Source organism: Neorhizobium sp. DAR64872/K0K18 (genome assembly GCF_050500175.1).
Classification (GTDB): Bacteria; Pseudomonadota; Alphaproteobacteria; order Rhizobiales; family Rhizobiaceae; genus Neorhizobium; species Neorhizobium soli.
Map to the genome: position 1 here is coordinate 85,476 of NZ_CP191446.1, position 20,169 is coordinate 105,644.

Consider the following 20,169-nt stretch of genomic DNA (forward strand, 5'->3'; position numbering starts at 1 on the left):
CCCTCCGAATTCGTGCTCCCTGTCCGGTTTCCGGAAGAGAGGGAGAAAAGCGATCGCCTAACAAAAAAGAGCGGGTCCGGGAGGGCCCACTCTTCATCGGACGATCAAGAATATGGCCTGCATATACGCTTTCACACCGGCGATTGCAAGACCGCCGCAAGACTCGTCGCATTCGCTCCGGTCCGTGATGGGGTTGGTGACAGCAGATCTCCATCATCGGGCATTTTAGGACATGACGCGGGTGGAATTTGTGGTCTTCAGGTCTATAACCCTTTGGTGACAGTGCCATGATGGGAGGAAGAGACTTGCCCGATCGGATTTCGACGCTGGCGCCGTTTCGGCTGCCGACGTTCCGAATGATCTGGATTGCCAGCATCGCGTCGAATTTCGGTGGGTTGATCCAGGCCGTCGGTGCCGCCTGGATGATGACGGCGATCGCCAGTTCGCAAGATATGGTGGCGCTGGTGCAGGCGTCCAACGCGTTACCGATCATGCTGTTTTCGCTGGTCGCCGGCGCATTGGCCGACAATTACAATCGCCGAAGCCTAATGCTGACGGCGCAGGTCTTCATGCTGACCGTGTCGATTGCACTGACGGTGTTTGCCTATCTCGGCCTGCTGACGCCCTGGCTTCTTTTGATGTTCACCTTCCTGATTGGCTGCGGCACGGCGCTCAATAACCCGTCCTGGCAGGCCTCGGTCGGCGATATCGTACCACGCGAAATCCTGCCGACCGCAGTGACGTTGAACAGCGTCGGCTTCAACATCACCCGCAGCGTCGGCCCGGCGATCGGCGGCGCGATCGTCGCAGCAGCAGGGGCTGCCGCCGCCTTCGCGGTCAACGCGATGAGCTATTTCGCGATCATCTATGCGCTGTTTCGCTGGAAGCCGCAGCGTGCCGACGATTCGCTTCCGCGCGAAACTTTGCTGCGGGCACTGTCTGCCGGCCTTGGCTACGTCGCGATGTCGCCGAACATTCTGAATGTGCTGCTGCGCGGCCTGCTGTTCGGTCTGACCGCAAGCGCTATTCTGGCCCTTCTGCCGATCGTCGCCCGCGATCTCGTGTCCGGTGGCCCGTTCACCTACGGCATCATGCTGGGCGCTTTTGGCATCGGCGCCGTCGCCGGTGCCATTGCCAATGCGAGGCTCAGGGAAAAGTTTTCGAGCGAGTGGATCGTCCGGTTCGCGTTCGTGGGCTTTGCCGCAAGCTCCGCCGTCATCGGCGCAAGCACGAATACGACGGTGACGGTGATCGCCCTCCTGTTCCCCGGCGCCTGCTGGGTTCTCGCGCTATCACTGTTCAACACGACCGTGCAGCTTTCGACGCCACGCTGGGTCGTCGGCCGTGCCTTGTCCTTCTACCAGACGGCAACCTTCGGCGGCATTGCTGCGGGCAGCTGGATGTGGGGTCTGCTTTCCGAAAACTTTGGCGCGTCGGTTGCACTGTCCATCGCGAGCTTGGCCATGCTCGTCGGCGCTCTCGTCGGATGGCGCATGCCGCTGCCACAGTTCGGCGATGTCAATCTCGATCCGCTCAACCGCTTCAACGCGCCACTTCTGAGCCTCGCGCTGCAGCCACGCAGCGGGCCGATCGTACTGCAGATCGACTACCTCATCGGCGAGGCCGACATCCCCGAATTCCTGACCCTGATGGCACGCCGCAGACGGGTGCGGATCCGCGACGGTGCAAGGCAGTGGGCCTTGATGCGCGATCTCGAACATCCCGACGTCTGGACGGAGACCTATCATACCGCCACCTGGGCAGATTACGTGCGCCACAATCAGCGGCGCATGCAGATGGATGCGGAAATCTGGGACGCGATCCGCAAGCTGCATCAAGGCGATGAGGAACCGAAGGTTCATCGCATGATCGAGCGTCAGACGATCCCGCCGCCCTCCGACATCATGCACAAGCCGCATATCGACCTTCACCACTAAGGCGAAGGCTGTGGTCCGTTACTTGAGCCGGGTTTTCAGCGACGCATCCGGACAGCAGGTCGGCGAAAGACCATTCTTGGCCTGCCAGTCGCCAAGCGCCCGGCGGGTTTTGAAACCCGGCAGACCGTCCACGTTGCCGACATCGTAACCCTTCGCCACCAGCGCCTTTTGCATGGCAAGCACGTCGGAGCGAAGCATCTTGCCAACGTCACCCCACGAGCCCTCAAAGGCGCCGGCACCATGGGCGATACGATCAGCCAGATTGCCGATGAACAGCGCATAGAGGTCGGAGTTGTTATATTCCTTCAGCACGTAGAAATTCGGCGTGACGACGAATTCCGGTCCGTTGCGGCCGGCAGGTACCAGCATCATGCCGGATGCCTTGAGATCCGCCGTAGGAAAGGCCTTGCCGGAGATGCGGGTAATGCCCGTCGCCGCCCAGGCGGAGATCGGCTTTGCCAGATCCGGGCCTTCCTGGGCGCAGGAAACCTTGGCAGGAATGGAAACCTCGAAACCCCAGTCACGCCCGCGCTGCCAGCCTTCCTGCTGAAGATAGTGGGCGATCGATGCCAGCGCGTCGGGCACAGAATTCCAGATGTCCGGGTGCCCGTCCTTGTCGAAGTCGACGGCGTATTTAAGGTAGCTGGTCGGCATGAACTGCGGCTGGCCGAGAGCGCCGGCCCACGAACCCTTCATCGTCGCCGCATCCACGTCGCCGCGCTCGATCATCGTCAGCGCCGCGATCAGCTCCTCGCGGAACATCGGCTTGCGGGTAGACATGAAGGCCTTGGTCGCGAGAACCTCGATCGCCGAATAGGGAAGCCGCGCCTTGCCGAAACCGGATTCGCGACCCCAGATGGCAACCACGATCTCGCCGGGAACGCCATAGGCGGCCTCGATCCGCTTCAGCGTCGCGGCATGTGTCGACGCAAGGCCGCGACCCGTTGCCGCCAGTCCTTGCAGCCGTTTTTCGGAAAAGTATGCGCCGGGGGAAGAGAACTCCGCCTGGCTCTGATCCTGGCTCTTCGGCGGCTTGGAGCCCGGCGGCACCAGATCAGGCAGGGTCCAGTTAAGCGCGATGCCGTCAAACGCGGTCTTCAGCGTCCGCTCGGAAATGCCGGCTTTGCGAGCTTCCGGCCCAAGATCGCTGGCGATCCATCGCTGGAATTGTTTTTCCACATCCGGCTTGTTCTGCGCCATCACGGGCAGCGGAAGCAGGCAAAGGATGGCGCCAAGGGCGATGATTGTCTTGCGCATGAAATCTCCTCAGATCGCCGTTCGTGCCCGAAGCGCCGCCGTCAGCGTGCCTTCGTCGAGATAGTCGAGCTCGCCGCCGACAGGAACGCCATGCGCCAGCCGGGTGATCTTCACATCGATGCCGGCAAGCTGGTCGGTTATATAGTGTGCTGTCGTTTGCCCCTCGACCGTGGCGTTGACGGCGATGATGATTTCCTTCACCACGCCTTCGCTGACCCGGTCGATCAATCCGCGGATGTTGAGATCATCCGGCCCCACACCATCCAGCGGCGACAGCGTGCCGCCCAGCACGTGATAGGCCGCGTTCATCGCGCCTGCGCGCTCCAGCGCCCAGAGATCGGACACATCCTCGCAAACGATCAGCGTCGACTGGTCGCGCCTGATATCGGTGCAGACCGTGCAGGGATCGGACGTATCGACATTGCCGCAGCGCGAGCAGATCTTCACCTTGTCATAGGCTTCGCCCATCGCGTTCGACAGCGGACCGAGCAACTGGTCTTTCTTCTTGATGAGATGCAATGCCGCGCGACGGGCCGAACGGGGGCCGAGACCCGGTACTTTCGCCAGAAGCTGGATGAGTTTTTCGATTTCGGGGCCGGTGACTCGCTTTGCCATGGTTCTCCTTTAGCCCATATGCAGGGGAAACGGAATCGACGAAGGACCAGCCGAATGAAACTTCTTAGCCTCTGCCTTGGTCATCCGGAAAAGCTTCCGGGCAAGAGCTACAAGACCGGCATCAATAAGATGCCGATGAAAAATCCGGTCATGATCGATACCGAGGGCCTGGTCGGCGATGCCGTCTGCAATACGAAATATCATGGTGGCCCGGAGCAGGCGATCCTGCTCGAAGGCAGCCTCACGCTCGACTGGTGGCGGTCGGAACTCGGCCGCGATCTTCCCGATGGCACATTTGGCGAAAACCTCGTCATCGAAGGGCTCGACAACCGCGACGTGGCCGCGGGCGATTGTTTCCGCATCGGTGCCGAGCTTGTTCTGCAGGCGACATCCGCCCGCACGCCCTGCGCGACGCTTGCCGCCAAGATGGGCGATCCGTCCTTCGTCAAAGCCTACCGAACGGCTGCTCGCCCCGGCATCTACTGCCGGGTGCTGACGCCGGGTTTTGCGTCGGCGGGCGATGCCGTTGAATTCAGTTCGTACCGAGGAACGAGGGTTTCCATCCCGGAACTGCTAACCAAATTCGGCAAGCGTCTGGGAGATGACGACCGGCAGCGGTTTCTATCCGCACCAATCCATGCCGATATGCGAGACGCGATCCAAGCCGGAAAGCCCGCCAAGTTCTAGCGAGTGGGCGGGTCTTGTCGGCAGGCGGTTCCTAGAGGGAACGCCGATCTCGTATTTAGAACGGCAGCTTCATGCCGGGCGGGATCGGCAGACCGGCGGTCAGTTCCTTGGTCTTTTCGGCAGTGATCTCTTCGGCCCGGTCCTTGGCCAGCTTGTGGGCTGCAATGATCAGGTCTTCGAGGATCTCGGCTTCGTCTTCCTTGAACAGGGACGGATCGATCTTCAGACCCAGCATGTCGCCCTTGCCGTTCATCCGGATCGTCACGAGGCCGCCACCGGCCGTGCCTTCGACTTCGAGAGCGGCGATATCCGCCTGCATCTTCTCCATCTTGGCCTGCATTTCCTTGACCTTGCCCATCATGCCCATGATGTCGCGCATCGGGATCTCCTCTTCCTGATTTTTAAAGTTCGATGTCGTCGCCCGGCAGGATATCGCCCTCGGCGCTTTCCACCACTGCTGGCGGCGGCAATTCGTCTGCATCGATTTCGTCCTCGCTCACGCGGATCCGGACGTCGGTGATCTTTGCGCCGGGAAACTGCGACAGGATCGCTGCAACATCCGGGTCTGAGCGGGCGTCGGTCAGCCGCGCTTCGCGCGCGGTTCCCTCTGCCTCGACCAATGTCGGCGAACCGTCTTCCTTGCTGAGGGAGACGATCCAGTGGATGCCGGTCCATTCCTTCAGTTTGACGCCGAGTTCGCCCGGCAGCGTTGTTGGTCCGCCGTCGGTCAGGCGCATGTCGAGCCTGCCCGGCTCGATCTTTACCAGCCGCACGAAATTGCGCACGAGTGCCTTCAACTTCGCGTCGCGGTTCTTGGAGCAGAGATCGACGATGTCGGCCAGCGAGCGAACCGCAACGCTGGGCTCGGGCTTTTCCTCGACACGGCCGACCGGCATCTCGCGCGGATTGTCGTTCGGCACGGCCTTGAGCATCGCTGTCGGTCCACCGGATGGCATCCGCTGCGACTGCATATCGATCCCGCGGGCATTGAGCGGCGGCTGCGATGACGACGTCTGGCCTGCGCCATTGCTCCCGCCGTTCCCATTGGGCGCACTGCGCTGGCCATCGCCACCGGAAAGGTCAGCAAGCCGGCGCGCAGCGTCTTCCGGTGAGGGAAGGTGGGCGGCATGGGTCAGGCGGATCAGCACCATTTCGGCGGCACCGGCGGGGCGGGAAGAGTTCTCCGCTTCCGGAATGCCCTTCAATAGCATCTGCCAGATGCGCGACAGGGTGCTGACCGCAATCGTCTCGGAAAATTCGCGACCGCGCACACGCTCCACTTCGCTCAGCGAAGGATCGTCCGCAGCTTCCGGGATATATTTAAACCGCGTGACGAGATGGGTGAAGTCTGCAAGGTCGGTCAGAACCACGACAGGGTTGGCGCCGGCCTCGTATTGGGCGGTAAATTCGGAAAGGGCAGCCGTCACGTCGCCCTGCACGATCTGTTCGAACAGATCGACGATGCGGGCGCGGTCGGCAAGACCCAGCATGCCGCGCACGGTATCAGCCACCACATGGCCTGCGCCATGGGCAATCGCCTGGTCGAGAAGGGAAAGTCCGTCGCGAGCCGAACCTTCGGCCGCGCGCGCGATCATCGACAACGCCTCGGTCTCGGCCGGTATGCCTTCCTTTTCAAGGATGGTCGTGAACAGGCCAACCAGATCGGCAGCGCTGATCCGGCGGAGGTCAAAGCGCTGGCAGCGCGACAGAACGGTAATCGGCACCTTGCGGATTTCCGTCGTCGCGAAGATGAATTTCACATGTTCCGGCGGCTCTTCGAGCGTCTTCAGCAGGCCGTTGAAAGCCTGCGTGGAGAGCATGTGCACTTCGTCGATGATGTAGACTTTGTAGCGCGCCGAGACAGGCCGATAGCGCACCTGCTCGATGATCTCTCTGATATCGTCGATGCCGGTGTGCGAGGCTGCGTCCATCTCGATGACATCGACATGCCGACCTTCCATGATCGCCTGGCAGTGTTCGCCGGGGATACGCAGATCGATCGTCGGGCGGTCGATCTCGGCGGTCTTGTAATTGAGCGCACGCGCCAGAATGCGGGCAGTCGTCGTCTTGCCGACACCGCGCACACCGGTCAGCATATAGGCCTGGGCGATGCGGCCGGTCTCGAAGGCGTTGGTGAGTGTTCTCACCATCGGCTCCTGGCCGACCATCAGGTCGGAAAAATCCTTGGGACGGTATTTGCGGGCGAGAACCCGGTAGCCACTGCCGGAAGGCGTGGGCGCAGTCGGGTTGCTGGAATATGTCGGCCCGTCGTCGCTCATGAAAATCCTGCCAGCCTGTACGGGCCATTCCGGCCGTCAGAGACTGAGCGCGCCGGATGCTGACCAAGATGAGAGGGTGGGAGGCTGGCACGGCGACCCGTGCCTGGCTCGTTAGGGCTGCTTCCTTCCGGACCTGACCCGGTTGGCGAGTGGCTCGTCCACCACCAACCTCCCACCGCTCATATCGTCAATAACGCTTCCAAATGCAAGCCAAGCCTGTAAAAAACTACGACCAGATAAAAACATTAGGAGGAATGCTTGAGCGAGTTCGAACTGGACGGGCGCATTGCGCGGGACTCCGATCTCATCGCCACCCTCGATCTCTGCCAGCTGCGGATCCAGAATGACAGCCGCTGGCCGTGGCTGGTGATGGTGCCGCAGCGGGCCGACATGACCGAGATCTTCGAGCTTTCGGAGGCCGATCAGGCGCTCCTGTCGGCCGAGGTCAATCATGTTGCGGCGGCCTTGAAAGCCATAACGGGTGCGACCAAGATTAATGTCGGTGCGCTTGGCAACATCGTCCGGCAGCTCCATGTTCATGTGATTGCCCGCTTCGAAGGCGATGCGAACTGGCCGGGCCCGATCTGGGGCTACGGATCCGCAGAACCGTATGATGGCGAAAAGATGCAGGCCCTGATGAACAGACTGATGGAAAAGCTTTCCCGATGAGCAGCATATTCGATACCGATACACCCCATCCCGACCCCAGCAGCCTCACGGCGTTCTCCGGCAACAAGCTCGACCGGCAGGCGGAAAACCGGGAAGACGACTGCATCGAGAAGGCGCTGTCCGTCGATGGCACCCATATCCTCGCCTTTTCCGGCAGCCGGGTCATTCTGAAGCACGACGGCCAGATCCTCGATCCGCTGTTTGCGGCTTACGAGCTGGCGGAGCTGAAGCCGGATTTCGACCGGGCCGTGCTGCTCGGCCATCACCAGAACGGCGAGCCGCGCGTCGCCGTCCCGGTCACGATCGCCGATGAAGAGCTTGCAAGCCATTACAAGCCGACCGAGGCGCGCGCTCTTTTCCGGGAAGGGCTGCTGGATGACGAGCTTCAGGGCGAGGTCGCCCAGGCCGTGTCCTTGCTCAACTGGAATGCCGCCAATATCTTCTGCGGCAAATGCGGCTCGCCCACCGAAATGAAGATCGGCGGCTACAAGCGCGTCTGCACGAAGTGTCAGCACATGATGTTTCCGCGCACCGACCCCGTCGTCATCATGATGACGATCGACGAGGAAAACGACCGCTGCCTTTTGGGACGCAGCCATCATTTCCAGGAGGGCATGTATTCCTGCCTGGCTGGCTTCGTCGAACCCGGCGAAACGGTCGAACAGGCCGTCAGGCGCGAAACGTTGGAGGAGTCAGCGATCGAAACCGGTCGGGTGCGCTATCACGCATCGCAGCCCTGGCCGATGCCGCATTCGCTGATGATCGGCTGTTTCGCCGAGGCGACGTCGACGGAGATCACCATCGATGCCCACGAAATGTCTGACGTTCGCTGGTTTTCGCGCGCCGAGGTGCAGGCGATGCTGGAGGCAGGCCCGGATGACAAGCCGTTCGGCCCCGCCAAGGGAGCGATTGCCTATCGGCTGATGCGCGACTGGATCGACTGGAAGCGCTGAAAGGAGCGCTTCCGCCCGTCAGCCTTTCTGCAGCGCGCCGCGCATCGGATGGCCCTTGTAGGTCCCGAGAATGCGGACCTTTTCGGAGAAGAAGCGCAGTTCTTCCAGCGCACGCCGCACGGGGGCATCGTCCGGATGCCCCTCGATATCCGCGTAGAACTGCGTCGCCACGAACTTGCCGCCCAGCTGATAGCTTTCGAGCTTCGTCATGTTGATGCCGTTGGTGGCAAATCCACCCATCGCCTTGTAGAGCGCAGCCGGAATGTTGCGCACGTTGAAGACGAAGGTGGTGACGATCACGTCGTCCGCCTCGTTGCGCTGCACCCATTTCTCGTCGCGCGACAAAACCACGAAACGAGTGACATTGTTTTCCGTGTCCTCGACATTTTCAGCCAGAATATCGAGCCCGTAGAGGCTGGCCGCAAGCCGTGGCGCAAGGGCCGCCATCGAGCGGTCGCCCTTTTCGGAGACCAGTTTCGCAGCACCCGCCGTGTCGCCGGCAACAACGGCCTTCCAGCCATTGGCGCGGATGATCTTGCGGCACTGGCCAAGCGCGTGGATATGGCTGTGGACGGTGCGGATCTCCTCGCGCTCCACACCCGGCAGCACCATCAGCTGGAACCGGATCGGCATGAAATATTCGCCGACGATATGCAGACGCGATTCCGGCAGCAGGTAGTGAATGTCGGCAACACGGCCGGCGATGGTGTTTTCGATCGGGATCATCGCGAGATCCGAATCACCGTTCTCCAGCGCCTGGAACGCATCCTCGAAGGTCGGGCAGGGCAGGGGTTCCATATCCGGAAACATGTCCCTGGACGCCATATCGGAATTGGCGCCGAATTCGCCCTGGAAGGAAATGCGGTTGGTCGAGGCATTCATGAGGCTGATCCGTTACAAACCGCGGGAGGAGAGGATGGCGCGTGCCTTTTCAAGGTCGGCCGGCGTGTCGACGCCCAGCGGCACCGACGCGACGATTTCGGCATCGATGCGCATGCCGGCTTCAAGTGCCCGCAGCTGTTCGAGTGATTCGCGCTTTTCGAGCACCGAAGGGCCGAGCGCCACGAATTTCTCGAGCGCAGTGCGGCGATAGGCATAAAGCCCGATATGATGGTAAAGCGGTCCGTTGCCGTAAGGAGCTGTGGCGCGGGTAAAATAGAGCGCCTTCAGCCGCGTGTCCGAGAGAGGCGAACCGACGATCTTGACCACATTCGGATTGGTCTTCTCGTGCTCGTCGGTGATTTCGACGGTCAGCGTGGCGATATCCGTCTGCGGGCTGTCCAGCAGCGGCTTGAGCGAGGCGCGCACGACGTCGGCTTCCACGGTCGGCAGGTCGCCCTGCACGTTGATGACGTATTCCACCTTGCCATCGGGGTCTGCCTTGGTCAGCGCTTCAAAGATCCGATCGGAACCCGACTGGTGGTCTTCGCGGGTCATGACTACCTCGAAGCCTGCAGCTTTCACCACATCGAAAATGTCCTGATGGTCCACGGCAACGACGATGCGACCGACATTGGCCTCCTCGGCGCGCTTTGCGACCTGCACGATCATGGGCAGGCCGGCGATGTCTGCCAGCGGCTTGCCGGGAAGGCGCGTCGACGCCATTCGTGCTGGAATGAGGACGAGCGTTCGGTCGAAAGCCGTGTAAGTCATCGTAAAACCTTCCAATCCAGCCTGCGCAGTGGCAAAAAGTCTCAAGCAGAACGAGCGTATCGTGTTGCAAGGCCTCTGCAAAAGACATAGCTTCCAAACAAATTCAAGGTGCCTGCTTTGGGACGGCGGGCCGGTGAGGAGAATTTGCTGATGAATCCCTATGTAAACATGTCGGTAGGCGCATTGCTTGCCACGGTTTTCGTGATGATGTCCGTATCGATCGCGTCGGAGGGGATTTTCCACTCGCCGTCGCCTGAGAAGGAAGGATTTGCAATCGCCGCGCTGGAAGAGCCAGCCGGCGGCGAAGCGGCTGCCGGTGGCGGTGCCGCGGAAGTTGTCCCTGTTGGTCAGCTGATGGCGGGTGCCGATGCCGCTGCCGGCGCAACGGTATTCAAGAAGTGTCAGAGCTGTCACTCCATTGAAAAGGGAGGCCCCAACAAGGTGGGTCCCGATCTATGGGGTGTTGTGAACCGTCCGATCGCCAGCCATGAGGGCTTTTCCTACTCTGCTGCCATGAAGGATTTCTCCAAGGGCGGTGCGGAGACCTGGACGTTCGATCACCTCAACCACTTCCTCGTTGCGCCCAAGGCCTACGTGAAGGGGACAGCGATGGGCTTTGCCGGATTGAAGAACGACAAGGAACGCGGCAACCTGCTTGCTTATATCCGCGAACAGTCTGATAGCCCTGCGCCACTGCCTGAACCCGGCGCTGCACCCGCTCCCGCCCCGACGAACTGATCCCACCCGGCGGCAGACATTCCGATCACGACAGCAGCCAACCCCAGAAGCTTACGGTGATAAGGCCGAACGCTGTCGTGATGCTGATGGTCGAGGCCGCAAGGCTTTGTCCGGACCTGAACCGCTGGGCAATCAGCCAGGCATTGATGCCCGTTGGAACAGACGAGGTCAAAACCAGAGCGGCCGCCCAGTCCCGCGGCAGCCCGATCGCATGGCTTGTGGCGAACACGATCGCCGGCATCAGGGTAAGCTTCAGGACTGCAACGGCCGTGGCGAGATTGATATCGCCACGGATCGGATAACGGGTGAGCGCCATGCCGATTGAAATCAGCGCCACCGGCCCGGCTGAGGCGGCGATCTGGTTGACGACAGGCAGCACGGACGTGGGGATCGAGAAGCCCAGAAGATTGAACGGTATCCCGATCGCGATCGCGATCACGAGCGGATTGCGGACCAGGTTGCTGGCGACCTGCCGCAGAACCACGGAAAGCGTGCGCTTCTGTGTGCCGTCGACCCGCGCAGTTGCCCCCTCCATCAGGATCGAGCCGGCGATCATCATGATCGGCAGATGGATGGCGAGCAGGATCGAGACGGCAAGAAGCCCTTCCTTGCCAACCATGTGATCGATCAACGGCAGGCCGATGAAGATGTTGTTGGCAAACGCACTCGACATGCCCGCGATGACGCCGACCTTGGCATCCCTTGCGAAGAACCGCGTGGCCATCAGATGCCCGGTCGTCCATGTGACGGCAACGGCAATGAAATAAGCGCTCCACAGCCCGAAGGGAGAGACGCCGCCAAAATGGGCGTCCGCAACCGTCCGGAAGATCAGCATCGGAACCGCGATCTTGAAGACGTATTCCCCCAGCGCGTCACCGGTTTCGGCCTTCAAAAGCCCGGTTTTGGCGGCGAGCCAGCCCATCAGGATCAGGACGAAGACGGGCAGCACATTGGCGAAGACTGACGACACGGACGCGGCTTTCGGAGGAGACTGTTATCTGCGTCTAGCGCAGATCTGGCTGAACGACAAATGCGTCGGGCGCAAACCCGTTGCAGGCGAAAGCCGAAAACAGAAAAGCGGGGCTTGATCCCCGCTTCCTTCCCCGGTCCAGCCAGGGGTGTCCAAACGCTTCGTCGCCAGTTCATCCGTGGTCGACATCAGCAATCGGATGATCGTTATCTAGCGGCTCACCATGACGGGAGAATGACAGCTGCGGATTTCTGAAGCCTTAGTGCCGACAGCGTTTTTTGCTTCCAATCATGGCCAAAGGCGAATACCCGTTCTCTCATCCATTCATTCGAAAGAGGATCAGAGCCGGATGCCGAAATTCGACGTGCTAACCATCGGCAATGCCATCGTGGACATCCTCGCACGCTGCGACGATCAGTTCCTCGGCGACAACGCGATCATCAAGGGTGCGATGAACCTGATCAATGCCGAGCGCGCCGAACTTCTCTATTCGAAGATGGGGCCTGCGGTCGAAGCCTCTGGCGGTTCCGCCGGCAATACGGCAGCAGGCGTCGCCAGCCTTGGCGGCAGGGCTGCATATTTCGGCAAGGTCGCCAACGATCAGCTCGGCACCATTTTCCAGCATGATATCCGTGCCCAGGGTGTCCACTACGAAACAAAGCCTGACGGTGTTCATCCACCGACCGCCCGTTCGATGATTTTCGTGACGCCGGATGGCGAGCGTTCGATGAACACCTATCTCGGCGCCTGCGTCGAACTCGGTCCTGAACATGTCGAGGAAGACGTGGTGGCCGAATCGAAAGTGACCTATTTCGAAGGTTACTTGTGGGATCCGCCGCGCGCCAAGGATGCGATCCGCGAAGCAGCCCGCATCGCCCATGCGCATGGTCGTGAAGTCTCGATGACGCTGTCGGATCCGTTCTGCGTCGGTCGCTACCGCGAGGAATTCCTGGAGCTGATGAAATCCGGCACCGTGGATATCGTCTTTGCCAACAAGCAGGAACTTCTGTCGCTCTACGAGACGGACGATTTCGAGCTCGCCCTCGGCAAGATCGCTCACGATTGCAAGCTGGCGGCCATCACGTTGAGCGAGGAAGGTGCGGTTCTCGTGCGTGGCAAGGAGCGGATCGCGATCCCGGCCTATGCCATCGAGGAACTCGTCGATACGACCGGTGCCGGCGATCTGTTCGCCGCCGGCTTTCTCTACGGCTATACCGCAGATCGTTCGCTTGAGGATTGCGGCAAGCTTGGCTGCCTGGTCGCGGCCATCGTCATTCAGCAGATCGGGCCGCGGCCGATGGTCTCGCTCGCGCAGGCGGCGAAGGAAAGAGGCCTTATTTAAAGGCCTCTCCCGGGTAAGCGCCCCAGATTTCCGCCTGGGCGATCCAGCCCTCTGCACCATTCGCTTCTGCGTGGCACCAGTCGCCATTGCATTCGCTGATCTTGATCATCACGCCGGGCTCGAGCTTTGCAGTGAGGCCCGCGGATTGCTGCGGTTCGTTGCGCATGTTGACATAGATGTCCTTGCCCTTGCCGCGCATCCACGGCGCTGCAACGGCCGTGCGCTCGCCCGATAGCAGGGCCTGGTTGACCCAGCCCTCCGTGCCCTCGGCATCGCGAACACGGCGCCAGTTGTCGTATTCCTGGATGATTTCCATCGGGGTTCCCGACTTCATGTACATCCATGACACCGCATAATCCGTGCTCGGACCGATGCGGATGTTCACCTTTCTCGATTTCAGGCTGACGAAACGGGGAAGCGGCAGACCGCTTGCGCCCTTGGCAACGCCCTGTGCAAGTGCGCCGTCGGCGCCGGAAAGGCAGGTGAGGAGCCCGATCGAGGCTGCAAGGAAGGATGTAAAGAATGTTCTGCGCATGAATCTCATTCCGGCTGAAATTCCACAAGCGTTCCTGTCCATGCGAGGTTTTGTTTGTCTTCGCCGACGGGTCTGTTAAGAAAACGCCCTGGATGCCTTCGACTATTGCGCACCTTGGTTAAGGACGTCCTAATGGCAGCTGATTGCAATGCGGCTTTGAAACCATGACAGCGAAGAAAAAACCCCAGGTTTACATCACTCGCAAACTTCCGGACGCCGTTGAAACGCGCATGCGCGAGCTTTTCGACGCAGAGCTCAATATCGACGATTGTCCCCGTTCGCGCGAAGAGCTTATCGCTGCTATGAAGACCGCCGATGTGCTGGTACCGACGGTTACCGATAGGATCGACGCAGGGCTGATCGCGGAAGCAGGCCCGCAGCTGAAGCTGATCGCCAGTTTTTCCAACGGTACCGATCATATCGATGTGGATGCGGCCGCGAAGAAAGGAATCACGGTCACCAACACGCCGAACGTCCTGACCGAAGACACGGCCGACATGACCTTGGCGCTGATTCTTGCCGTCAACCGACGCCTGGCGGAAGGATCGCGGATCCTCACCGACAAGCCCGGTGACTGGGAAGGCTGGAGCCCGACCTGGATGCTCGGCCGGCGGATCTGGGGCAAGCGTATCGGCATCGTCGGCATGGGCCGCATCGGCAGTGCCGTGGCGCGCCGGGCCAAGGCCTTCGGCCTCGCCATCCATTATCACAATCGCAAACCGGTCAGCCCGGCCACCGAGGAAGAGCTGGAGGCGACCTATTGGGACAGCCTCGATCAGATGCTTGCGCGCGTCGATATCGTCTCGATCAACTGCCCGTCGACGCCGGCGACCTTCCACCTTCTCTCGGCCCGCCGGCTGGCCTTGCTGCAGCCCGGTTCGATCATCGTCAACACCGCCCGCGGCGATATCATCGACGAGGCAGCGATGGTGCAGCTGCTGCGTGACGGAAAAATTGCCGGCGCAGGGCTCGACGTCTATCAGAACGAACCGGCCGTCAATCCGAAGCTGGTCAAGCTTGCGCGCGAAGGGCGTGTGGTTCTGCTGCCGCATATGGGCTCGGCAACGATCGAAGGTCGCATCGACATGGGCGACAAGGTCATCATCAATATCCGCACGTATTTCGATGGCCATCGCCCACCGAACAGGGTCCTGCCCGGCCGAAACTAACGGTTCTTACGCGAGGGGCTTCTGCATCTCGATCGATGTCGTTCTGGCATAGCCCGCATGGGCGTTCTCGGCCGTCCTGACGAAGCCCCACTTCTCGAAGGTCGCGTGATTGCCGGTAAGCTCGATGCGCGTCTCCAGCCTCAGCGCAGGCAGGCCGTGTTGCCGCGCGATATCCTCCGCCACCGAGAGCAGCCGCCGGCCGAGACCTCGGTTCTGGAACGCAGGCGATATCGCCAGCTTGCCCACATAGAGACATCCGGGTTCAGGCTTCAGAAACACGCAACCTGCAAGCTGTCCCTCTTCCACCGCGACGAACGCAATCTCGTCGCGCGCCTTCTGCTCAAGCGACACAAGCGTGAGCCGGTGGGCAGAGGAGGGCGGATCGATCACGCCGTCCATGTAGGCGAAGGATGACAGGATGAGCGTCAGCAGGTCTTCCCAGCGGGTAAAACTCTCGTCGAGGCGAACGATCTCGGTCATTCCGCCGCCGTCCGTGTCCCGCGGCGCTTGTACTTGATCACATCGAACCGGGTTGCCAGCGCATCGTAGAGCAACAGGCGTCTAACCAGCGGCTCGCCGATCCCTGTCACCAACTTGATCGCTTCCATCGCCATCAGCGTCCCGATCACGCCGGTGAGCGCACCGACGACGCCAGTCTCCGCGCAGGCGGGGATAAGGCCTTCCGGCGGCTGCTCGGGAAAGAGGTCGCGGTAGGTGGGGTTGAGCTCTCCGTCCTCGCCGGCCTCGTAAGGTTTCACCACCGTCACCGATCCGTCGAAGCGCCCGACCGCACCCGTCACCAAGGGGATGCGGGCCGCTTCCGCCGCGTCCGCTGCTGCATAGCGCGTGTCGAAATTGTCCGAGCCGTCGATCAGCAGGCGAAAACGGGAGAGATGCATCTGAGCCCATTCGGCGGAGAAGCGCTCCTCGAAATCGATCACCCGCGTATTCGGGTTTAACCGGGCGATCGCCTCTCGGGCACTCCGTGTCTTCATCTCGCCGATCGTGCCGGTATCGTGGATCACCTGTCGCTGCAGGTTGGAGAGCGAAACGCGGTCGTCGTCAACGATGCCGATCGTGCCAACGCCGGCCGCTGCGAGGTATTCGAGAATGGGCGCGCCGAGGCCGCCGGCGCCGATCACCAGAACGCGTGCGCTCTTGAGCTTCTGCTGGCCCTGACCGCCGATCTCCGGCAGCAGGATATGGCGGCGATAGCGCTCGATTTCATCTGGACGGAGCGCGTCCGAATTCTGGTTTTCCATCATGGGATCATAGCACCGCGGCAATCGAGTGTAAGCAGGTTCAGCGGCTAATGCCGCCATGGGAAACGGTCAGGAACTGCGCCCGATCAGCAAGCGCTGCAAACATGTGGCGATCGGTGCCGGTCATGAAGGCCTGCCCGCCCAGTCCATGCACGAGATCGAACAATGTCGCGCGCCGTCCCTCGTCCAGATGTGCTGCAATCTCGTCCAGAAGCAGGATCGGCGCATGGCCAGTCATATCCGCCGTCAGGCGGGCATGGGCAAGCACGAGCCCGATCAGCAGGGCTTTCTGCTCCCCGGTCGAACAGCGCGAAGCCTCGATGTCCTTCTCGCGGTGACGAACTGTTAGGTCGACACGGTGCGGCCCGTCCAATGTCCGGCCTGCCGCCGCGTCGCGGCCGCGCCCTGACGAAAGCATCGCCAGGTATTCATCTTCCAGGTCCGCCGCTGGCCGATCCATGGCGCCGTCCAGGAACCCTTCCAGCGAAAGATCGGGCGTTGGAAACGGCGTGTCGCCGAGATTGGCAGACAGCGTCTTCAGCAGTCCCAGCATCTCGTGCCGGGCCGCCGCCATGGATATACCGAGACCCGCCATCTGCGCCTCGATTGCGGAAAGCCACGCGGGATCGAACCGGCCTTCGGACAGCAACCGGTTGCGGCTGCGCATGGCCCGCTCAAAATCGCCCGCCCGCCGGCCGTGACCTGCATCGAGCGAGAGAACCAGTCGGTCGAGAAAGCGGCGGCGGTCGGCCGAGGGGCCGGTGAACAGCCCATCCATAGCCGGCGTAAGCCACAGGGCGCGCAGATGGTCCGAGAGTTCTTCGGTCGATTTTGCCGGCGTGCCGTTGATCCGGAGCTTACGGCTGACACCGTCGCCGTCATTCGCTTCGATGCCGGTGCCGAGCGAAACCTCGCCCTCCATCCCGTCCACATCCGCAAAGACGCTGAAACCAGCGGCAGCACCGACGCGCGTGACATCGCTCAGCACGGCGCGGCGCAGGCCACGGCCCGGAGACAGGAAGGACACGGCTTCCAGAAGGTTGGTCTTACCCGCACCATTCTCGCCGGTCAGGACGACATGCCGGCCGTCGAGATCGAGCGAAGCCTGGGGGTAATTCCGGAAGTCGGTCAGCTTCAGCCGGGAAAGGAAAGTCTTTTGCGCCATCTTGTATCGCGTTGTTTCCACGTAGGAGCTAAGGACTTCGCGCCAAGAAGGCAAGCGCAGGTCTGTAACTGACATCACCCTTAGCGAGTTGCAGGCCGTGCCCGCCGTTTTCTTCCCGCTCCAAACGCTGTAGTCTCGGAGAAAGCCTCAGCCGGAAGGATCCGGCGACGGCCCGAAATCGAGTGCGAGTGAATAGTGTGACCGACGACGATAGAATTTTGAAGCTGGAGGAATTGGCGGCGCATCAGGCCAAGGTCATCGAGGAACTGTCCGACCAGCTTGCCGAGCAGTGGAAGGTCGTCGAGCAGACCCGCGCGAAGCTCGACCGGCTGACCGTACGCTTTCTGTCCCTCGAGGAAACCTCGCTGGAAGCGCCGGCCAACACACGCCCGCCACACTACTGAGCCTCACGCCGCGGCGCGGGCAAAGCGCCTCAGGGCCACATATTCCCAGATTGCGACGGCCAGAAGCGAACCCGTCGCAAGCATCTGGATGTGGACGGTTGTCAGGCTCGCAACAAGCAGAAAGCAGGCAACAAGGACGGCAATGCCGGCGCAATGCGACCATGGCACATGCTTTGTCGAATGCGTCTTTACCCAGATCATGCCGCTTAAGAACAGGATCGGACCGCCCAGAAGCGCGAAAGCCTGAGCAAGCGTTGCATGCTCGTGCGCATGCGACAGCGCGAAGTCTTCACCGACTGCAGTAAGGATGATGCCAGCGATAATCGGCAGGTGACCGTAGGTGAAAAGATGATTCGCGGTCGCCTGTGGCTCTGAACTTTCTTCCGCCTTGTCGGCTGCCTTTTCCTGCCCGTCATGGAAGTAGATCCACCACATCAGCACGGTCGAAAGGAAGGCTACAAACAACACGAGTGGCGTCAAGCTGCTTTCCAGATGACTGGACGCATTCTTGCCCGTGGTGAGGATCGTTTCCCCAAGTGCGATGATGACGAACAGCGCGCAGCGTTCGGCCATATGCTCGCCGTTGATGTCAAGCGTTTCCGCAGGTGCGGCACCTAGCCCGGGCACCCGGTACCGTAAGATCGGTGCGATATATTCGATCGCCAGCGCAGCGATCCAGAAATACACCCGGACGGACTGTTCACTGAGGCCGCCGGCGATCCACAAAGCGCTTGAAACCGAAAGCCAGACGGTGATCCGCTGGAAGGTGACATAGGAGGCCCGATCGGCGTGTCGGAAGGCGTAGAGGGCAAACAGCGATCGGATGATCTGCATGGCCGAATAGGCGAGTGCGAAGGTCAGGCCCATGTCCTGAAACGCCCTCGGCAGGGCAATTGCCAGAATGACGCCGAGAAACATCAGGCCGAACAGCAGGATCCGCACCGGCTCTATTTCGGCATCGAGAAGATTGGTGACCCAGGTCGTGTGGATCCAGACCCACCAGAGCGCGAAGATGAAAATCAGCGCTTCGGCGGCGATCCCGAGCGAGAAATCCGCGGCCAGCGTTTCTGACAACTGGATGAAGGCGAAGACGAAGACCAGGTCGAAGAACAGTTCCGGGAAGTTGGCCTTGGTCGCCTGCTTGTCGTCTTTGCGAAGCCAGTAGTGTTTACCGTCCGTCATGTCTGGTCTCGATTGTTTCAGTCCCGCAACTACAGAGCGGGCTTGTTCAGCTCTATAATAATGGCTGGGCAGATTGCGGTGTCTATAAGGGTTTTAACGAAGAAAAACGCCGGCGCAGGGCCGGCGTTTTGCAATCTTCGTCTTTGTGACAGCCATCAGGTGTCGAAGAATTCCTTCATCCGGGCAAAGAAGCCCGTCGATTCCGGATTGTTCTCCTTGGACGAGATGTCCTCGAACTCCTGCAGCAGCTCGCGCTGGCGCTTGGTCAGCTTCTGCGGCGTCTCGATCTGGATCTGGATGTAGAGATCGCCCGTCTGCGAAGACCGCAGCACCGGCATTCCCTTGCCCTTGAGGCGGAACTGCCTGCCGGCCTGTGTGCCCTCAGGAACGGTCACACGTGACTTCGATCCATCCAGCGTCCCGACATCGAACGTGCCGCCAAGCGCTGCCGTCGTCATGGAGATCGGCACGGCGCAGTAGAGATCGGCGCCATCACGCTGGAAGAACTCGTGCGGTCGGACCGACAGGAAGATGTAGAGATCCCCGGTTGGGCCACCGCGCGCACCGGCTTCGCCTTCGCCCTGCAGGCGAATGCGCGTGCCGTCTTCGATGCCCGATGGAATGTTTACCGACAGCGAACGCTCTTCGGTGACGCGACCCTGGCCGTGGCACTTGGTGCACGGATCGGTGATGGTCTGTCCGCGGCCATGACAGGTCGGGCAGGTCCGCTCAACCGAGAAGAAGCCCTGGGATGCACGGACGCGCCCGGACCCCTGGCAGGTGCCGCAGGTCTTCGGCTGGGTGCCGGGCTTGGCGCCCGAACCCGAACAGACGTCACAGGTGATCGAGGACGGAACCCGGATCTGCGCCGTCTTGCCGGCATAGGCCTCGTCGAGGGTGATCTCCATATTGTAGCGAAGATCGGCGCCACGTTCGCGACCGCCGGAGGACCGGCGCGCACGGCCGCCGCCCATCATGTCGCCGAAAATGTCTTCGAAAATGTCGGAGAAGCCACCTGCTCCTGCGCCGCCGGAGAAGCCGCCACCGCCGCCGCCCATGCCACCCTGTTCGAAGGCAGCATGACCGAAGCGATCGTAGGCCGCGCGCTTCTGGGGATCCTTCAGCGTCTCGTAAGCTTCGCCGATCTCCTTGAATTTCTTCTCAGCTTCCGCATCGCCGGGGTTCTTGTCGGGATGGTATTTCATCGCAAGCTTACGGAAGGCGCTTTTCAGCTCCTTCTCGTCAGCGGATTTGCCGACACCCAGCGTTTCGTAAAAATCTGCTTTAGCCATAAGCGGTAACCGGCTCCAGAAAGGGTTCCGGCTGCACGATGGCAGCCGGATATCTTAGTC

At 61.2% G+C, this 20,169-nt stretch carries 21 protein-coding genes and 1 other RNA gene; 8 read left to right on the forward strand and 14 right to left on the reverse strand.

Annotation, left to right across the window (positions count from 1 at the left end):
• Window positions 1-287 precede the first annotated feature (287 nt).
• Window positions 288-1,937 carry an MFS transporter gene (locus ACQY1P_RS05795; protein WP_192078035.1) on the forward strand — a complete coding sequence of 550 codons (1,650 nt, stop codon included), beginning with the start codon at window positions 288-290 and terminating at the stop codon, window positions 1,935-1,937.
• 18 nt (window positions 1,938-1,955) lie between these two features.
• On the opposite strand, the gene ACQY1P_RS05800 is transcribed toward ACQY1P_RS05795, so the two are convergent.
• Window positions 1,956-3,137, reverse strand: coding sequence for a lytic murein transglycosylase (locus ACQY1P_RS05800; protein ID WP_430256667.1), 1,182 nt, complete (start codon window positions 3,135-3,137; stop codon window positions 1,956-1,958).
• A gap of 66 nt (window positions 3,138-3,203) precedes the next feature.
• On the reverse strand, window positions 3,204-3,809 hold the full coding sequence (recR, locus tag ACQY1P_RS05805) for a recombination mediator RecR (RefSeq protein ID WP_174195406.1): 606 nt from the start codon (window positions 3,807-3,809) through the stop codon (window positions 3,204-3,206).
• A 54-nt stretch (window positions 3,810-3,863) separates the two neighbouring features.
• Between recR and ACQY1P_RS05810 the strand changes: the two genes are divergently transcribed.
• Window positions 3,864-4,496, forward strand: coding sequence for an MOSC domain-containing protein (locus ACQY1P_RS05810; RefSeq protein ID WP_325263709.1), 633 nt, complete (start codon window positions 3,864-3,866; stop codon window positions 4,494-4,496).
• Between the two features lie 55 nt (window positions 4,497-4,551).
• On the opposite strand, the gene ACQY1P_RS05815 is transcribed toward ACQY1P_RS05810, so the two are convergent.
• The 3 genes from ACQY1P_RS05815 to ffs form a co-directional block, all read right to left on the reverse strand.
• Complete coding sequence (locus tag ACQY1P_RS05815; RefSeq protein ID WP_184654272.1) at window positions 4,552-4,875, reverse strand: YbaB/EbfC family nucleoid-associated protein; 324 nt, start codon at window positions 4,873-4,875, stop codon at window positions 4,552-4,554.
• 22 nt (window positions 4,876-4,897) lie between these two features.
• On the reverse strand, window positions 4,898-6,775 hold the full coding sequence (locus ACQY1P_RS05820; RefSeq protein ID WP_430255643.1) for a DNA polymerase III subunit gamma/tau: 1,878 nt from the start codon (window positions 6,773-6,775) through the stop codon (window positions 4,898-4,900).
• Window positions 6,776-6,851: 76 nt separating this feature from the next.
• Window positions 6,852-6,948, reverse strand: an RNA gene (gene ffs / locus ACQY1P_RS05825) — signal recognition particle sRNA small type.
• An 85-nt stretch (window positions 6,949-7,033) separates the two neighbouring features.
• On the opposite strand from ffs, the gene ACQY1P_RS05830 reads away from it, so the two are divergent.
• On the forward strand, window positions 7,034-7,444 hold the full coding sequence (locus tag ACQY1P_RS05830) for an HIT domain-containing protein (protein ID WP_209902757.1): 411 nt from the start codon (window positions 7,034-7,036) through the stop codon (window positions 7,442-7,444).
• Complete coding sequence (gene nudC, locus ACQY1P_RS05835) at window positions 7,441-8,397, forward strand: NAD(+) diphosphatase (protein WP_430255646.1); 957 nt, start codon at window positions 7,441-7,443, stop codon at window positions 8,395-8,397. Before ACQY1P_RS05830 ends, nudC begins: the two co-directional genes overlap by 4 nt.
• An 18-nt stretch (window positions 8,398-8,415) precedes the next feature.
• Here the strand turns inward: nudC and ACQY1P_RS05840 are convergent, their stop codons facing one another.
• Both ACQY1P_RS05840 and ACQY1P_RS05845 read right to left on the reverse strand, forming a co-directional pair.
• A complete protein-coding gene (locus ACQY1P_RS05840; RefSeq protein ID WP_062454192.1) occupies window positions 8,416-9,279 on the reverse strand; it encodes a prephenate dehydratase in 864 nt (287 codons plus the stop codon).
• Window positions 9,280-9,291: 12 nt separating this feature from the next.
• Window positions 9,292-10,050 (reverse strand): 3-deoxy-manno-octulosonate cytidylyltransferase, encoded by a 759-nt coding sequence (locus ACQY1P_RS05845; protein ID WP_062454191.1) that lies wholly within the window; start codon window positions 10,048-10,050, stop codon window positions 9,292-9,294.
• Between the two features lie 150 nt (window positions 10,051-10,200).
• Here ACQY1P_RS05845 and ACQY1P_RS05850 point away from each other — a divergent pair, with 150 nt between their 5' ends.
• A complete protein-coding gene (locus ACQY1P_RS05850; RefSeq protein WP_062454190.1) occupies window positions 10,201-10,788 on the forward strand; it encodes a c-type cytochrome in 588 nt (195 codons plus the stop codon).
• 25 nt (window positions 10,789-10,813) lie between these two features.
• On the opposite strand, the gene ACQY1P_RS05855 is transcribed toward ACQY1P_RS05850, so the two are convergent.
• Window positions 10,814-11,758, reverse strand: a complete 945-nt coding sequence (locus ACQY1P_RS05855) for an AEC family transporter (protein ID WP_325263721.1) — start codon at window positions 11,756-11,758, stop codon at window positions 10,814-10,816.
• A 349-nt stretch (window positions 11,759-12,107) separates the two neighbouring features.
• On the opposite strand from ACQY1P_RS05855, the gene ACQY1P_RS05860 reads away from it, so the two are divergent.
• The gene (locus tag ACQY1P_RS05860) at window positions 12,108-13,100 is read left to right on the forward strand and encodes an adenosine kinase (RefSeq protein ID WP_062578597.1); all 993 of its coding nucleotides are present in this window, start codon (window positions 12,108-12,110) and stop codon (window positions 13,098-13,100) included.
• On the opposite strand, the gene ACQY1P_RS05865 is transcribed toward ACQY1P_RS05860, so the two are convergent.
• The gene (locus ACQY1P_RS05865; protein ID WP_062454187.1) at window positions 13,093-13,635 is read right to left on the reverse strand and encodes an SH3 domain-containing protein; all 543 of its coding nucleotides are present in this window, start codon (window positions 13,633-13,635) and stop codon (window positions 13,093-13,095) included. The genes ACQY1P_RS05860 and ACQY1P_RS05865 overlap by 8 nt on opposite strands.
• A gap of 164 nt (window positions 13,636-13,799) precedes the next feature.
• Here ACQY1P_RS05865 and ACQY1P_RS05870 point away from each other — a divergent pair, with 164 nt between their 5' ends.
• Window positions 13,800-14,804 (forward strand): 2-hydroxyacid dehydrogenase, encoded by a 1,005-nt coding sequence (locus ACQY1P_RS05870; RefSeq protein ID WP_092663971.1) that lies wholly within the window; start codon window positions 13,800-13,802, stop codon window positions 14,802-14,804.
• Window positions 14,805-14,810: 6 nt separating this feature from the next.
• On the opposite strand, the gene ACQY1P_RS05875 is transcribed toward ACQY1P_RS05870, so the two are convergent.
• From ACQY1P_RS05875 to recF, 3 genes are read right to left on the reverse strand one after another with little or no spacing between them, the layout of a single operon-like run.
• The gene (locus tag ACQY1P_RS05875; RefSeq protein ID WP_430255649.1) at window positions 14,811-15,284 is read right to left on the reverse strand and encodes a GNAT family N-acetyltransferase; all 474 of its coding nucleotides are present in this window, start codon (window positions 15,282-15,284) and stop codon (window positions 14,811-14,813) included.
• The gene (gene moeB / locus ACQY1P_RS05880) at window positions 15,281-16,069 is read right to left on the reverse strand and encodes a molybdopterin-synthase adenylyltransferase MoeB (protein ID WP_430255651.1); all 789 of its coding nucleotides are present in this window, start codon (window positions 16,067-16,069) and stop codon (window positions 15,281-15,283) included. Before moeB ends, ACQY1P_RS05875 begins: the two co-directional genes overlap by 4 nt.
• 37 nt (window positions 16,070-16,106) lie before the next feature.
• On the reverse strand, window positions 16,107-17,231 hold the full coding sequence (gene recF / locus ACQY1P_RS05885; RefSeq protein WP_430255653.1) for a DNA replication/repair protein RecF: 1,125 nt from the start codon (window positions 17,229-17,231) through the stop codon (window positions 16,107-16,109).
• Window positions 17,232-17,428: 197 nt separating this feature from the next.
• Here recF and ACQY1P_RS05890 point away from each other — a divergent pair, with 197 nt between their 5' ends.
• Window positions 17,429-17,635, forward strand: a complete 207-nt coding sequence (locus tag ACQY1P_RS05890) for a SlyX family protein (RefSeq protein WP_430255655.1) — start codon at window positions 17,429-17,431, stop codon at window positions 17,633-17,635.
• A gap of 3 nt (window positions 17,636-17,638) precedes the next feature.
• Here ACQY1P_RS05890 and ACQY1P_RS05895 read toward each other — a convergent pair whose 3' ends face one another.
• Both ACQY1P_RS05895 and dnaJ read right to left on the reverse strand, forming a co-directional pair.
• A complete protein-coding gene (locus ACQY1P_RS05895; protein WP_062578606.1) occupies window positions 17,639-18,817 on the reverse strand; it encodes a low temperature requirement protein A in 1,179 nt (392 codons plus the stop codon).
• Between the two features lie 155 nt (window positions 18,818-18,972).
• Window positions 18,973-20,109 carry a molecular chaperone DnaJ gene (gene dnaJ, locus ACQY1P_RS05900; protein ID WP_430255657.1) on the reverse strand — a complete coding sequence of 379 codons (1,137 nt, stop codon included), beginning with the start codon at window positions 20,107-20,109 and terminating at the stop codon, window positions 18,973-18,975.
• Window positions 20,110-20,169 lie beyond the last annotated feature (60 nt).

What these genes read in the sequence shown, in the direction of transcription:
- ACQY1P_RS05860 (WP_062578597.1), top strand. Translation starts at nt 12,108, where the DNA reads ATGCCGAAATTCGACGTGCTAACCATCGGCAATGCCATCGTGGACATC.
- ACQY1P_RS05795 (WP_192078035.1), top strand. Translation starts at nt 288, where the DNA reads ATGATGGGAGGAAGAGACTTGCCCGATCGGATTTCGACGCTGGCGCCG.
- moeB (WP_430255651.1), bottom strand. Translation starts at nt 16,069, where the DNA reads ATGATGGAAAACCAGAATTCGGACGCGCTCCGTCCAGATGAAATCGAG.
- ACQY1P_RS05895 (WP_062578606.1), bottom strand. Translation starts at nt 18,817, where the DNA reads ATGACGGACGGTAAACACTACTGGCTTCGCAAAGACGACAAGCAGGCG.
- ACQY1P_RS05865 (WP_062454187.1), bottom strand. Translation starts at nt 13,635, where the DNA reads ATGCGCAGAACATTCTTTACATCCTTCCTTGCAGCCTCGATCGGGCTC.
- ACQY1P_RS05810 (WP_325263709.1), top strand. Translation starts at nt 3,864, where the DNA reads ATGAAACTTCTTAGCCTCTGCCTTGGTCATCCGGAAAAGCTTCCGGGC.
- recR (WP_174195406.1), bottom strand. Translation starts at nt 3,809, where the DNA reads ATGGCAAAGCGAGTCACCGGCCCCGAAATCGAAAAACTCATCCAGCTT.
- dnaJ (WP_430255657.1), bottom strand. Translation starts at nt 20,109, where the DNA reads ATGGCTAAAGCAGATTTTTACGAAACGCTGGGTGTCGGCAAATCCGCT.
- ACQY1P_RS05840 (WP_062454192.1), bottom strand. Translation starts at nt 9,279, where the DNA reads ATGAATGCCTCGACCAACCGCATTTCCTTCCAGGGCGAATTCGGCGCC.
- nudC (WP_430255646.1), top strand. Translation starts at nt 7,441, where the DNA reads ATGAGCAGCATATTCGATACCGATACACCCCATCCCGACCCCAGCAGC.
- ACQY1P_RS05875 (WP_430255649.1), bottom strand. Translation starts at nt 15,284, where the DNA reads ATGACCGAGATCGTTCGCCTCGACGAGAGTTTTACCCGCTGGGAAGAC.
- ACQY1P_RS05870 (WP_092663971.1), top strand. Translation starts at nt 13,800, where the DNA reads ATGACAGCGAAGAAAAAACCCCAGGTTTACATCACTCGCAAACTTCCG.
- ACQY1P_RS05845 (WP_062454191.1), bottom strand. Translation starts at nt 10,050, where the DNA reads ATGACTTACACGGCTTTCGACCGAACGCTCGTCCTCATTCCAGCACGA.
- recF (WP_430255653.1), bottom strand. Translation starts at nt 17,231, where the DNA reads ATGGCGCAAAAGACTTTCCTTTCCCGGCTGAAGCTGACCGACTTCCGG.
- ACQY1P_RS05800 (WP_430256667.1), bottom strand. Translation starts at nt 3,137, where the DNA reads ATGGCGCAGAACAAGCCGGATGTGGAAAAACAATTCCAGCGATGGATC.
- ACQY1P_RS05850 (WP_062454190.1), top strand. Translation starts at nt 10,201, where the DNA reads ATGAATCCCTATGTAAACATGTCGGTAGGCGCATTGCTTGCCACGGTT.
- ACQY1P_RS05815 (WP_184654272.1), bottom strand. Translation starts at nt 4,875, where the DNA reads ATGCGCGACATCATGGGCATGATGGGCAAGGTCAAGGAAATGCAGGCC.
- ACQY1P_RS05820 (WP_430255643.1), bottom strand. Translation starts at nt 6,775, where the DNA reads ATGAGCGACGACGGGCCGACATATTCCAGCAACCCGACTGCGCCCACG.